Below are 13,649 nucleotides of genomic sequence, written 5' to 3'. Positions count from 1 at the left end.
TTCGCCCTACCCATTGACTGCAAAATCCTATGTCCGCATACCACTACGTTCCCTCGGTCGAAGTTACGGGGGCCACGCGTCCGATTGCTTCAATCGACGAATGAGGCCATCTAGTGGGTAGCCCAGTTCATTTGCGATTTTCGCATGCTTTACCGCCTCGTCGAGACGGTTAGTTCGATAGAGGACCAAGCCAAGATTGTAATGCGCTTCCGCGGACTCTGGCGAGACCATCACGGCTTCTTTCAGTTTTTGCGTTGCTTGTTCGTACTGCGCGATCTTATAAAGATAAATGCCATATATGGTTAGCACAGCCCCATCGTCCGATTTGAATCTCAATGCACGTTCCAGATAACACTCCACCGGGTATCCAGCATACTTCTCCCCCTGTTGGCGAAGCCGCAATCGCACCATCGTATAAAGGGCACGATGGTGATTCGGAAAGGCACGAAGGGTATAGTCAAGATTATTATTCAGATTCAACGGACTCTCCGACAACATTTCGATCTTCCTTTGAAAATGATGCTGCTCCACGACCGGCAACTTCTCTCGAAAATGCTCGGGATTTGTATAATCAAAAGGACCGTATGAGCCTTGTTCATGGATAACCGCCAAGTCTCCACAATCAACACCTTCCACCAGATAATCTTGCGCCTGAACCGTCGCACAAACACATGAATGCAGACAGATTGCTAGGAGAAGTACTTTCCGCATATCCGAATACCAATTAACAAAGGCAAACTTAACGCAAAGTGCCGGCGTCATAGAGCGGGGCGAATTCCCCGCAACCCGGCAAAATAGTCAGTAAGAGACAAAATGCGACACCTATTCACCCCGGAGTGATGCCTTTTGCTGGCCGAGTACTCTGGCGAGTTGAAATTCGGCCGTTGGCACATATGATTCCACGATCTCGTCAACCTACCGGTCATTGTATGCTGTAGGACTTTCCAGGATTTCGGCAAACGGCCACAAGAAAGTTCCTCGCCTCCCGCCTAATGCACAAAACGAACTGCGAGCCGCATCCAATGTCCCAGACTCCTTGATACGCAAACGGGCTATCATAATAGTGCACTTTCCATCACGCGCATCCCTGGGTAAAGGGCTTTTCACGCAATGTTTGCTAACTACTACATGATCGCCAACGCACAAAAGGCGGGAGTCCGGATGGCTCCATAACTTGGTCGCTTGCACACCTCACGTCAAAAGGCGGCCCGACTCCCCGCGTTCTCCTAGATGACACTAAAGATGACCGGAACCAGAAGGGCATACATGAATATCGCCGAATATCCTAACTTGCATTTTCGAATGCGAGAGCAACTGCAGAGAAACCGGCAGCATCCACCTGAACGCTAAAAATACCAACGCAGCTGCTCCCCATCATGCGACCAAATCACACTTCACGAAGCGCACTTCCCGCCAGTTTGCACTCCCAACCAAACTTACCTATTCGTTCCGTGCGAACTGCAATAGAGACAGAGTTTTCGTTGTCGCATGCAGTCACCGCGATTGCCGCAAGTCCACCGCACCAACGAGTCTTTGCGTAGCATTGTGTGCACCAGTGAGCCAGATTGCCCGCCCTCAGTCAGATCGGCAACAGACTTCCCCAGTCTCATCAACCATGCCACGGTGTCATCCCATTGCAGTACGCAATGAGAGCATCGCGTCTACACTTTATATTAGACATTAACAGGTTGGAGTGACCTGCGATTGTACACATAGGGTAGTATAGACGACGTTCTGTACTTCTGAGGTCGTGATGACTCCAGGACCCCACTCTCGCTTGGTCAAAAGCGCCAGCGTAACCGCGGACGACGCGCATCGTCGAATGTGCTAGTAACACAGAGTTTACATATAACTGTATCAGCCATAATCTTAATAGCCTTTTACAGAGACTCACCCATCGCTGTTCCATGACCAACGTATTCGTCTCCGCCTTCAGAACGTACGGAATACCGGACGGTCTGCTGTACCTACTCAATCGGCTCTCTGCCCGGATGTTGGGAGGAACAGTCAATCTCGTCAGGTATCGCTTTCTCGCGCTCCCGACTGATGTGAACATACCCACTCCACGACGGTTGGGTCGCACTGTTGAGACTCGAATGTTGTCTCTGAAGGAAGTAACCGCACTTGCTGTACCGAGACCTATTGACATCATTAGAGCGCGCTACAGACAAGGTTCATGCTGCCTTGGGGCCTTTCGGGATCGTCAATTTGTCGGATTCATTTGGCTTCAAGATTGCAGCTATGCTGAAGACGAAGTGCGCTGTCGGTACGTATTACCTAATAAGCACACGTGCGTTTGGGACTATGACCTATTTATCTCACCTGCTTATAGAGATACGGCGGCCTTTCTTAAAATATGGGTCGACGCGCTATGCTATCTGAGGGCGAGCGGCAAACTGTGGTGCTTTAGCCGAGTGTCAACCCTCGCACCCGATTCGCTACGCGCTCATTTGCGAATGGGAGCGAAATTGGTCGGGAGCGCTGTCTTTATTTCAGTCTTTAAAGCCCAAATTTTACTCTCAACTTGTGCACCATACGTTCACATATCATGCCGAGCGGCGAACATACCAGACCTAGTGCTACCCGACGCGAAACACTAGCCGGTGATTAAGGCATGCAGGTACTTGCAGCACATCGCCGGTACGGCTACTCGTTACCATGCCGGTTAGGGACTACGCGTACCATTCGGCATATGCGCTTGCAGCCACAGTTCCAACATCATTAGAACCCACACCAATTCTCCATAGTAGTAGGGGTGACGTGGCAGTAGGTCTTCAAATAGCGATTTAACATAGTCGCCTTTGACGACTTCGCGGTCCGCAAGGCCGTAGACGGATGACACTGTGACCTTTCGCAGTGATTCATGCTTACACACCCAGTTCCCGAAAGGCAGTCCAAACCCATGCTTTGTCTTGTGAATAATCTCGTGGGGAAGAAAATCCCTGAGCGCCTCCTTAAAGAACCAGCGAATATTTGTGCCGCGGACCTTCCATTCGGGGCGAAGGCGCAGGGAGAATTCTGCTAAGTCGTCATCAAGCAGCGGAAACCCCACCTCCACAGACGCGAACGCAGCAGCATAACGCACCTTGCGCAGGTCGTTGTCCGCCAAAGTAAATTTCCAATCAAATTCCAGCATGCGATCGACTAAATCGTTAGCCGCAAGCTCGTCCCATACCTGACTCTGCAAGCGACGCGGGTAATCCGGATCCGCCGCGGCCAGCCATTCTGCACAGAGGATGGCCTCGGCCCCTTCCCGCTCGAGCAAATTGTATGTCTCCATCCGATCCGGCATCGGCATGCGCGCCTGCTCCACATAGCTCTTCAACTTGCGCAAGATCGGCAGACGATTCGCCAAGCTAATCGCCGTCACGGGCTCTATTAAGCCGCGCCGGAGAATCCTCGGGACTTTCCGATACCAATCAAATACTTTCTGTTTGGCGTAACGCGTATTACCACCGAATAACTCGTCGCCACCGTCCCCAGCCAGCAGTTTCGTGACGCCGTCGTCCCGGGCCCTCTCAGCACAGATCATCGCCGGGAGCATCGACGAATTTCCAAAAGGCTGATCAAGGCGAGCTGCGACCGCAGGAAGCCGGGCTACCAGGTCGTCCGGTGTCACATAGTATTCCCGGTGCTGACTACCGAAATGCCGGGAGGCCAAGCGTGCGTACTCAGCCTCGTCGTAACCCGGCACATCGAATCCGATTGAAAAGGACTTTATCTTCCGGTCAGATCGCTCACAGAGCAGCCCGACTACCGTCGAACTATCCGTACCTCCCGAGAGGAACGCTCCGGTGTCGGCGTCCGGGGATTCTCTTTCAATTGCCTGCCGCAACAGGCTATGGAAGTCTCGACGTGCCTCGCCAAAATCTCGATAACGTGGTCCTGTCGGTTGGCGGCGCCAGTATCGCTCGACCTTTAGTGACCCCCTTTCCCATCGAAGTATGCTTCCCGACTCCAGGCGATGTACATCCTCATGAACTGTGCCCGGAGCCGGCAGACAGTGGAAATAGAGATAATCGAAAATGGCCTGGGAGGATATTGCAGGCTTGGCGTCAAAAAGAAGATCAGCGCGGTTCGCAAAAGCGATTCCGTCGCCTACAAGACGATAATACACCGCATAGCTGCCGAATCGATCCGTGCAAAGTGCCAATCGACGCGATTGGACGTCGCAGAAGAAAACCGCGAAGTGGCCGGATACGCACTCGTCGAGATCACAGGTGCGGCCGAATAGCGCAGATCGCCACTCGCGGATGCGCTGATACGTGTCCGTCCCAACATCACCAAGTGCGAGCCCCAGCCGAGGATGGCCAAAGACACCAAGGACCGATTCCTCATTCGTAGCACATCGGACGTCCTCTACGACGACAATACCATCGTCCGTTCGTGCCACGGGCTCTGCCGACCCAGTGCGGGCCGCGACCAGCTTTGCCGCATTCTGTCCAATCGCCCCCGCGAGGGCCGAGCGCTGTGACATCAGTGAGATTCTCCCTCAACCAATAACGAAGTATGTCATACCCGCCCATCGCATCGTGCGACTGAGATCACGTATATCGGCGGCACTGGCACCGCGACTCGGTCACAATTCCTCAGTACAACTCGTGCACCGAGAGCCTTTTCCGGCCATAATCTGGCGCGAAACTGCGTACCGCCTGGGATTAAACAGCTCGGACCATGCCCATACGCGACCTGCTCATTCTGGCCATCGTAATCGGTGCCGCCATCACGGCCCTAAGGCGCCCGTGGGTCGGCGTAATGTTATGGACCTGGCTCTCCATCATGAACCCGCACCGCTACGCGTGGGGGCTTGCCTACTCGGCGCCGTTGGCCGCTATGGCCGCCGGATCGACTCTTTTGGGACTTCTGTTCACCAGCGAGCGGCAATCCCCTTTCCAGGGAAAACCCGTGTGGTGGCTCGCCGCATTCTCGGTTTGGATGACAATCACGTGGTTACTCGGACTCGACCCGGCCGGTGACTACTGGAACTGGGATCGCGCCATAAAGGTCTTCGCGATGACATTTGTGGCGCTTGCCCTGTTGGTGGACAAGTTTCGCGTGATGGCGTTCGCCTGGGTGACCACCGCCTCCCTCGCATTACTCGCTCTCAAGGGCGGGGTCTTTACGCTTCTCACCGGCGGTAACTATCTCGTGTGGGGACCACCGCAGTCGTTCATCGCTGACAACAATCACTTCGCACTCGCGACGATCATTATCGTGCCGATGGTCTATTTTCTCTATACCATCACGCCTCGTAACTCAATCCGTTATGCGCTCCTTGTCACCATGGCCCTCTGCGCTATTTGCTCTCTCGGTAGTCACTCACGGGGCGCACTCCTGGCCTTGATCGCCATGGGCGGCTTTCTCTGGTGGCGCTCGCCTCACAAGCTTCTCACCGGAATATTGATAGTCGTGATGATCACGGTCTACATTCCGTTCCTGCCGGATCAATGGTGGGATCGAATGGAGACGATTCAGAACTTCGAACAAGACGCGTCAGCAATGGGCCGCATCAACGCATGGATCGTCGCCTGGGAGACAGCCAAGGCCTATCCGTTCGGTGGCGGAATGTCATATCAACATGCGGAGCTCTTCGAACGATTCGGCGTATACGAGACGAAAGTCCGGGCCGCCCACAGCATATATTTCCAGATCCTCGGCAACCACGGGTTTGTTGGGTTATTCCTGTACCTCGGACTCTGGGTTTCCAGCTATAGGACGGCCGGGTGGTTGAGAAAGAACGCCCGCGGCAGTCCCGAAACCGAGTGGGCTGCAATGCTAGGGAGCATGGTACAGGTCAGCCTGGTGGGGTTCGCGGTGGGGGGCGCATTTTTGTCCCTGTCCTATTTCGATCTCCCGTACAACCTGATGGTGATGGTCGTCCTTGCGCGCCGCTTGGTACTCGACCAGACCAGCGAAGTCGTCGCACCGAAAACTACGGCCGTCCGAGGGAGACAGAGCCGAGTGCCAACCCACGGATGACGGCGTTTGGGGACGACGCAATGTACTACGATCCGATGATCCGCGCCCTATTGGGCGCCCTCTCACCGGCAGGTCCGCGATCCCGCCTCACGATTCTGATATTCCATCGGGTACTGTCCTCGCCGGACCCTCTGTTCCCGAATGAGATTGACGCAACACGCTTCGAACGAATCATATCGTGGCTGTCGCAGTGGTTCTCTATCCTGCCTTTGTCCGGGGCTGTAGATCAGCTGAATCGTGGAGTTCTTCCAGCGCGAGCAGCATGCATCACTTTCGATGATGGATACAGGGACAACGTGACAAACGCCCTACCGATTTTGACGCGACACGGCGCGACCGCGACGTTCTTCATCGCCACCGGGTACCTCGGAACAGGACGAATGTGGAACGATACAATTATCGAGTCGGTAAGGGGGATGTCGAAACCGCAATTGAACGCATCAGGTGTGGGAGCAGGCATCCTCCCCGTAAGGACCCCCTCTGAAAAGCGTGAGGCGATACGACAGTTGATCGCGCATTTGAAGTATCGGAATCACGACGAACGCGAAGAATTGACTACGGCGATCACCGAGCAGTGCAACGTACACCTTCCGCGCGATCTCATGATGGACGATTCCGGCGTGCGGAGGCTTCACGAAGCGGGTATGTTGATCGGGGCACATACAGTCGATCATCCGATATTGCGACTATGTGACGAGAACGAAGCCCGCCGGCAGATTAGTGACAGCCGGGACTATCTGGAGGGCGTGATTGGCGAGCCGGTACGGCTGTTTGCCTACCCCAACGGTAAGCCCGGGACAGACTACACCACCTCCCAGGCCCGGCTCGTGGAGAGCCTGGACTTCCAAGCCGCCGTTTCGACCGCACCCGGCGCATCAAGCGCGAGAGATGACATCTTCCAGCTTCGCCGTTTCACGCCCTGGGACAGGAAGAGACACAGGTTCGGGCTCAGGTTGGCCCAGAATCTCCGTGGGTAACAGCAGCAAGTCTAAAACCGAGACTTGCCTATTTGCCGATCGCTTTGTCGAGAACAGAGGCTAGTTCTTTCGTACGGGCGTAACGAGAGGCGGCCGCTATCGCATCATCCGATGGCAGTAACTGCTTGTCTTCGTTAAGGAAGCGCTTGAGCAATAAAAAGATCTCGTGCCGATCGTGCAAGGATGCCATATCGTCAATGCCGGCCTGGCGCGCTACATGCGCCGTATCGCCCGCAGAGTCACTCAGCAGAATGAGTGGGCGACGTGCACGCAGGTACTCATAGAATTTTGCAGGAATCTGTTCGTTGCAGCTGCTGGCCTGCAGAATCAGGAGACCATCTGCCGCTTGCATTTCGCCGAGCGCTTCGCGATAAGGCATGGCCCCGCAAATTTCCACGGCAGTGCTTACGTCGTAACGCTCAGCCAACTCGTACAGCAACCGGTCGGCCATGGATGCTCTGAATCGCACGAGCAGCCTGCCAAACAGCTCCGGGGTTTCTTTCTTCAGCATCGCAATCGCGGCGAAGAGTTCGTTTGGATCTCGTTCAGCAGGGTAGATGACGCCGCTGTGCAGCAGCGTCATCTTCCGGGGAGTCAATGGAGATTCCGAATATGGAGCATCTTCGAACGCCTTCTCATCGTAGCCATTCTCGATGACTTCGAACCTCTCCGCCTGGGCGGGATAACGCCTCCGATAAGATTCCCTGGCGCCGGGCGTGGTGAACACCGAGCGGGCAGCCAGGCCGACGGTCCGGCGTTCGATGCGTTCGAAGCTCCTCCAGGTAGCGGGATCGCTTGGATAGCCTTCCTGAGCCATAGGATCCCGAAAATCCGCCACCAGCGGCAGCCGGGTAAGTCGGGCCAAGGTGCACGAAATCCGGTGTGCCGTCGCAATCGGATAGGTCGACCAGATGGCATCGGGCTTGAATCGTCTGATGGCGATCAGGCCGGCCGGAACCGCGCCCCACCACCACGAGCGCCATCGATCCGGTCGCGCGAAGACTGCCGGATAACGCCCTGCAATGGCGAGATGCTTGCGCGCATCGAGTGCCGGAGCCCTGATCACTGGCATGTCGTCCCGCACTTCTGCCAATAAGTCGGGGCTACGATGATCGTAGACGCCGGGATGCGCTGTCAGTACGATAGGGTCCCAACCAAAGTCCGGCAGGTAGGACGAGAAACGAAGCGCTCTTTGCACGCCACTGGTCCCGGAGTGGGGCGGGAAATGATAGGCGACCATGAGGACGCGTGGCACGAGCAAACTCCTGGGCCCTACCGAGACGCGAGGGCATTGAATCTAGTGTGAATTCCAGCACAGCGGATTATCACAGATTTCGTAAACTGTCCAAGTGCCGGGCAATCAAATTGGCATAATTGCCGTTCTGAAGAGGAGATGGCCGTTGAATGCGGAGCAGGAAGTACTGTCCACGCTGGACGAGGCGTTGAGCTTGCAGGGTCGCAGCGCAAAATTCACGCGAGAGACGCAGTTGCTCGGGGCGGTGCCGGAACTGGACTCGATGGCTGTGATAACGGTCGTCACGTCTCTGGAGGAGCGCTTCGACATCACAGTGGAGGACGACGAACTGGATGCCGCTGTGTTTGAAACAGTGGGTTCACTCGTGCGCTTTGTGGAAAGCAAACTCGAAGAGGCGTGATCACATCACAGCAAGTTGTCTGCGATCCCTTTTTTGCCGATACTGGTCGGGGACGCCGTTTCGCGATCGCAAGCCGACCTCGGACAGAATCTCGTGGGGGTATCCTGTTTCTGCCCCCTTTCGCAGAGGAGATGAACAAGAGCCGTCGCATGGCTTCACTCACCGCGCGAGCCCTTGCGCAGGAAGGTTGGCATGTGCTGCGGTTCGACCTGTTCGGTTGCGGTGACAGCGACGGAGAATCCGGCGAGGCCACCTGGGCAGGCTGGATAGATGATGTCTCGTTCTGGTGTGAGTGGCTTCGACAACGCTCGAACGGACCCATCGTCCTGTGGGGCTTGCGGGCGGGCGCCCTGCTCGCGTCCGCGTGGCTGCAACAGCAAGAAGATTCTCTGCCCTTGTTAATGTGGCAACCGGTAACCAATGGCGAGCAATATCTTACCCAGTTCCTGCGTTTGCGCGCCGCTGCCGAAATGCTGGACGCGCGGGAAGCCCGAGGCTCCGTGTCCGCCCTCAAGGCAGACCTTTCGGCCGGCAAACCAGTTACGGTTGCCGGTTATACGCTGCATCCGGACCTTGCCAATGGGCTAGCCGAAGCGCGATTCGTCCCTCCCGGCCACCATGACGCAACCCTGATCGTACTCAACGTCGTTCCGAATGCGAATTCGGCGCCTCCTCCGGCATTGGAAAAGGCAGTTCGAACATGGGCAAACGCTGGATCCGATGTGCTGTCGGAACAAATAGCCGGACCCGGATTCTGGCGGACGACGGAGATCGAGACGATCCCCTCCCTGGTGGATGCCTCTGTACGTCAAACGCGGCGGCTCGCCAGATGAACTACACCGAACGCGCGATACTTTTCGAGTGCCATGGTGACCGCCTTGTCGGGATCCTCGCGCAGCCGGAACGCAGCGTCTGCGATGCCGGCGTCGTCGTCGTGGTCGGCGGCCCTCAGTACCGAGTCGGCAGCCATCGCCAGTTTGTTCATCTCTCCCGTACTCTCGCGGACGCGGGCATCCCATGTCTCCGATTCGACTATCGTGGAATGGGGGATTCAGAGGGGACGCCACGGGAATTCACGAATGTATCCGACGATATCGCTGCCGCCGTTGAGGGATTGCTGGAGCGCTGTCCCTCGGTCCGCAATGTCGTCCTCTGGGGACTCTGCGACGGCGCCACTGCATCTGCCTTCTGTGCTGCCGGAGAGCCACGGATCTCCGGATTGGTGCTTCTGAACCCGTGGGTCCACACGGAACATGGCGAGGCCCGGGCCTATCTCAAGCACTACTACATCAAGCGATTAGCCTCCGCTGCCTTTTGGAGGAAATTACGACAGGGCGACTTCAGCGTTGGTCGGTCTCTGGGAGATGCCTGGCAGCTATTGAGGAGCGCGGTCAATACCAGGACCACGGGCGAGGAAGCACTCGCAATGGAGAATTTGCCACTGCCCGATCGACTCCGAGAAAGCCTGGCGGAGAGGCCGACGCGTATACTGATTCTACTGAGCGGAAGAGATTTCGTCGCGCGTGAATTCGAAGATCTGATCAAAGGGGACGAGTCCTGGACGCCCGTCCTTTCGAGGGCTACTGTACGTCGAATGCCGAAGGCAGATCATACGTTTTCCGATCCGAAGGACGCCGCTCTGGCGGCCGAAACCACAAGGGACTGGTTGCTCGACCGGTAACCTCGCCAGCAGATCAAGTCTCGGCCGTCGCTGTGGCGTTCAACAGCGCTTCGATCAACTGCTGGATACGCCTGGCATTCTCCTGCCACGTATATGGCTTGCTCCAGAGCACTTTTCTTGCCGCATCCCCAAGTCGCGCCCTCGCTCCCGGATCCTCCAGAAGCTCCTCCGCGGCAATCAGAAATTCCCGTGGGTCCTCCGGCGCAAATAACTTGGCACTGACACCGTCGTCGAGCACTTCTTTGATGTTCGCCGTGTTCGGCGCAACTATTGCCTTCCCTTGCGCCATGTAATCAAAAAGCTTCAATGGCGAGGCATAGGAAACAACGGAAGGCTGTAGCGCGACGTCGAATGCTGCCACGAACTCAGAGACCTTTTCGTGCTCGACAACGCCGGTTATGCGTACCCGATCAGACACACCGAGGTGCGCCGCGTATCTCTCCAGGGAGTTCCTCACCGGCCCGTCACCCACCAGCAACGCGCAGCGTCTTCCAGACGTATCGCGGGCAACCAACTCCACAACACGCTCGAGACCATGCCATTCACGCATGAAACCGGTAAATCCCAACACCTGGCGGCCGCTCAGACCCAGTGTCCTCTTCACCTCCTCGGGATCCGGTAGGGTACGGTACCGTAGTGCATTGACACCATTCGGCACCACGCGAATTCGATCCCGCGGGACCCCTGCCGCCCGGATTTTCGCTGCCAGAACCTCCGTTACCGGCAGTACCACAGCGGCGTTCCTCCAGACGTATCTCTCGCTCCAGGCCGCCAACTTGACCAATGCAAGCCCGCTGTACCGTGCACGTTCTTCCGCAAGCGGCGCATTGACCTCGGACAGCAGTGGCAGACCATACACTTTCGAGATCCATATGCCGGCTGGCTGGAACAGGTTGTAGCGCTCGTAGATGCCGTCGGGGCGATGTTGTCGCACGGCCCTGCCGAGCTTCACGAATGCGACGAGCGCGTAGCCGAATTCCAGGAGTTCATAGCAGAAATCCGGCAGTAGCTTCTTGAGCCGGGCTACGACCCTGTTTTCCCCTCCGAAACCCGCAGTGCCCGTGCCCCGTGGTCCCACGATCACAACCTCGACTCCCTGTGAGCGGAGCGCACTAATGAGCTCCTCTACGTGAACGAATTGACCGTCCTTGGAAGCAATCCTGTGGTGGTAGAGCAATTTCACCGCCTGCCCTCGGCGATGGCTTGCGAGAAAACGTCGAGCTGCCCCGCTGTCGTCGCGTCCCAATTGAACTTCTCGGCATGGCGCCGAGTGTCCGCGCGGTCCGGATACGCCGAAAGAAGGCGTCTGACCGCCTTGACGACCCCGGCCGCCGACTGTTCATGGATCAATACGCCGGCTTCCGGCGCGTTCAGGACCTCGGGGGTTCCCCACACGGCCGTCCCGGCGACCGGAGTGCCGCAAGCAAGGCTTTCCAGGACAACGTTCGGCATCCCCTCTCGACTCGAGCAGAGAACGAGACAATCCGCGGCATTGTAGTACTCGGCGAGAGTCTGGTGGTCCAGGCCGCCCGTGAACGTGACACGATCGCTTACCTCTCGCTGTTCCGAGAGCCGCCTGAGTTCGCCCTCTTCCGGACCCGTACCCACGATCACGAGATTGCAGTCCTTGAGGGCTCTGAGGCTCTCGATGACGTGGTGATGCCCTTTCCGTTCGATGAGAAGCCCAACCGACAGGAGTGTCCGACCTGAGAACCCTAATCGACGGCGCAGAGAATCGCGCTCGAGTGGCCGGAATCTCTCGAGGTCGACACCGTTACGCAGCGTCCGAACCCGATCGGCGGGAGCGCCGAGTTCCACCAATCGGTGAGCCAGTGCATCGCTGACCGTGACCATCCGGTTCGCACGTTCAGAAGCCCACCGTATCCACTTAAGTGGAATCCGGTACTGGGGTATCAGATTCAGGTCGGTACCGCGACCGGTGATGACAACCGGCTTGTTCAACCAGTGGCCAAGAAGTACTGCAGCCACGCCATCCGGATAGAAGTAATGCGCATCGATCAGGTCGAAATCCTCGAGATCGCCGAATCTCCGACGAATTGCCAGCAGGCTCGCCAGCGCCAGGAACAACGGCGCCGAACTCATACCCAGCTTCGGGATCAACGGGTATCTGGGATGATCGACTACGCACCCCTCGAATGATTCCTCCGGCGAAACGCGCGCAAACGCACCGTACTGACCGAATCCCTCACCGGTCAACGGGAACCAGGGTATCGGGGCCAGGACGGCCGCATCCACCGCACCAGTCTCCAACACATGTCGGAGTCGTTCCGCGACAAATATGCCATGGTGTGGCATCTCACGGTTCGGGAACAGGGTGGAGAAAGTCAGGATGCGCATGGGTACTCAGGACTATTACCCTGATAGTTCGCCAATACCGAGGCCTTGCCATGTACGGGACCGGGCGGCAATCCTGATGATGCGCTCGATCCGTGTCTGCTCGAGCGTCTGCTCCCAGCTCCAGGCCGCCTGGCGTGGATTCTTGAAAACGCTGTAATAGGAGGATTCTCCGGCTCCGGACGTGCTCGCCTGGACGAAGCGTTCCACCTGCGGCGACCAATCCAGGCCCGCAAACTCCAGAAGTTCTGCAGACACTTCCATGGGCGATTCACACAATCTCTCGTACGCCACACGCATCACATTCGGCAGCGACTGCGTCTCGTCCATTGCCTTGTCATTAAAAACTGCCCAGCGCCATGCCAGACGCTCTTCCGGATACATGGCGCGGAGGTCCGCCATCGAAACTCCCCATTCCTGCCCTGCCTTGGTCTCAAGCAGCATTTCGAGCAGCCGGTAGTCCTCGCTCGCACCGGAGTTGTCATCGAACCTGTTGCGCGTCTCTCCCCTCTCGACAGAGGCGACGAATCCACAAGGGTGCCGGACTATATGCAATGCACGGGCGTCCGGCAACACGCCCATGATCGCGCCCAGACGCCCGAGCGACTCTATGGACTTCCATACGACACTGGACTCTCCATTGGCCGCAGTTGGCGTACCCGGAACTGGCCACTGAAAGCCAGCCCGGCTGGCAACACGAGAAAGCGCAACGCCCAATCGGTAGCGCGCCAGGGAATGCCAACCGAGATAGTCCTTCCGGAAGACCGGCGACTTCCCGACGACCTTAAGTGCCCGATTCGACCTGATCCCGCGACAATAGTCACGCAGCGTCTCGACCGAATCGGCCGGAAGACTCTCGATCAGCAGCGGGAGGTCCAGGCGGTCCACGCTATCCGGCTCATGGCGGTAGAGCGTCCTCGGATGGCTGTCGAAGATCTTCCCCAGCCAGGTCGTACCTGACCGGGGCAGACCGAAAAGCAGGATGAGTCGAGCGTTCATCGT

General features: G+C 57.2%; 11 protein-coding genes. 5 read left to right on the top strand and 6 right to left on the bottom strand.

The features are described 5' to 3' along the window. Positions 1 to 63 precede the first annotated feature (63 nt). Together ACJMKZ_RS16640 and ACJMKZ_RS16635 are read right to left on the bottom strand one after the other, a co-directional pair. Positions 64 to 762 carry a tetratricopeptide repeat protein gene (locus tag ACJMKZ_RS16640; protein ID WP_405234345.1) on the bottom strand — a complete coding sequence of 233 codons (699 nt, stop codon included), beginning with the start codon at positions 760 to 762 and terminating at the stop codon, positions 64 to 66. A gap of 1,903 nt (positions 763 to 2,665) precedes the next feature. After that, positions 2,666 to 4,477 carry an asparagine synthetase B family protein gene (locus tag ACJMKZ_RS16635; RefSeq protein WP_405234344.1) on the bottom strand — a complete coding sequence of 604 codons (1,812 nt, stop codon included), beginning with the start codon at positions 4,475 to 4,477 and terminating at the stop codon, positions 2,666 to 2,668. Positions 4,478 to 4,674: 197 nt separating this feature from the next. On the opposite strand from ACJMKZ_RS16635, the gene ACJMKZ_RS16630 reads away from it, so the two are divergent. Next, positions 4,675 to 5,979 (top strand): putative O-glycosylation ligase, exosortase A system-associated, encoded by a 1,305-nt coding sequence (locus ACJMKZ_RS16630; RefSeq protein WP_405234343.1) that lies wholly within the window; start codon positions 4,675 to 4,677, stop codon positions 5,977 to 5,979. Positions 5,980 to 5,999: 20 nt separating this feature from the next. Continuing rightward, entirely contained in the window at positions 6,000 to 6,956 is a 957-nt protein-coding gene (locus ACJMKZ_RS16625; protein ID WP_405234342.1) for a polysaccharide deacetylase family protein, read from the top strand. A gap of 28 nt (positions 6,957 to 6,984) precedes the next feature. Here ACJMKZ_RS16625 and ACJMKZ_RS16620 read toward each other — a convergent pair whose 3' ends face one another. Continuing rightward, entirely contained in the window at positions 6,985 to 8,211 is a 1,227-nt protein-coding gene (locus tag ACJMKZ_RS16620; protein ID WP_405234341.1) for a glycosyltransferase, read from the bottom strand. Positions 8,212 to 8,356: 145 nt separating this feature from the next. Between ACJMKZ_RS16620 and ACJMKZ_RS16615 the strand changes: the two genes are divergently transcribed. Genes ACJMKZ_RS16615 through ACJMKZ_RS16605 form a run of 3 tightly spaced genes read left to right on the top strand, consistent with a single transcriptional unit; the run spans position 8,357 to position 10,292 of the window. After that, positions 8,357 to 8,611 (top strand): phosphopantetheine-binding protein, encoded by a 255-nt coding sequence (locus ACJMKZ_RS16615; RefSeq protein WP_405234340.1) that lies wholly within the window; start codon positions 8,357 to 8,359, stop codon positions 8,609 to 8,611. Further along, positions 8,608 to 9,444 (top strand): hydrolase 2, exosortase A system-associated, encoded by an 837-nt coding sequence (locus ACJMKZ_RS16610; RefSeq protein ID WP_405234339.1) that lies wholly within the window; start codon positions 8,608 to 8,610, stop codon positions 9,442 to 9,444. Before ACJMKZ_RS16615 ends, ACJMKZ_RS16610 begins: the two co-directional genes overlap by 4 nt. Continuing rightward, positions 9,441 to 10,292 (top strand): hydrolase 1, exosortase A system-associated, encoded by an 852-nt coding sequence (locus tag ACJMKZ_RS16605; protein WP_405234338.1) that lies wholly within the window; start codon positions 9,441 to 9,443, stop codon positions 10,290 to 10,292. Before ACJMKZ_RS16610 ends, ACJMKZ_RS16605 begins: the two co-directional genes overlap by 4 nt. 13 nt (positions 10,293 to 10,305) lie before the next feature. Here ACJMKZ_RS16605 and ACJMKZ_RS16600 read toward each other — a convergent pair whose 3' ends face one another. Genes ACJMKZ_RS16600 through ACJMKZ_RS16590 form a run of 3 tightly spaced genes read right to left on the bottom strand, consistent with a single transcriptional unit; the run spans position 10,306 to position 13,646 of the window. After that, a complete protein-coding gene (locus ACJMKZ_RS16600; RefSeq protein ID WP_405234337.1) occupies positions 10,306 to 11,475 on the bottom strand; it encodes a glycosyltransferase family 4 protein in 1,170 nt (389 codons plus the stop codon). Then, positions 11,472 to 12,650, bottom strand: coding sequence for a glycosyltransferase (locus tag ACJMKZ_RS16595; protein WP_405234336.1), 1,179 nt, complete (start codon positions 12,648 to 12,650; stop codon positions 11,472 to 11,474). Before ACJMKZ_RS16595 ends, ACJMKZ_RS16600 begins: the two co-directional genes overlap by 4 nt. 15 nt (positions 12,651 to 12,665) lie before the next feature. Next, a complete protein-coding gene (locus ACJMKZ_RS16590; RefSeq protein WP_405234335.1) occupies positions 12,666 to 13,646 on the bottom strand; it encodes a sulfotransferase family protein in 981 nt (326 codons plus the stop codon). Positions 13,647 to 13,649: the final 3 nt, after the last annotated feature.

Source organism: Lentisalinibacter salinarum (genome assembly GCF_040706555.1).
GTDB lineage: Bacteria > Pseudomonadota > Gammaproteobacteria > Steroidobacterales > Woeseiaceae > Lentisalinibacter > Lentisalinibacter salinarum.
The sequence above is the reverse complement of the archived record's forward strand: the minus strand, read 5'-3'. Positions and strand labels throughout refer to the sequence as shown.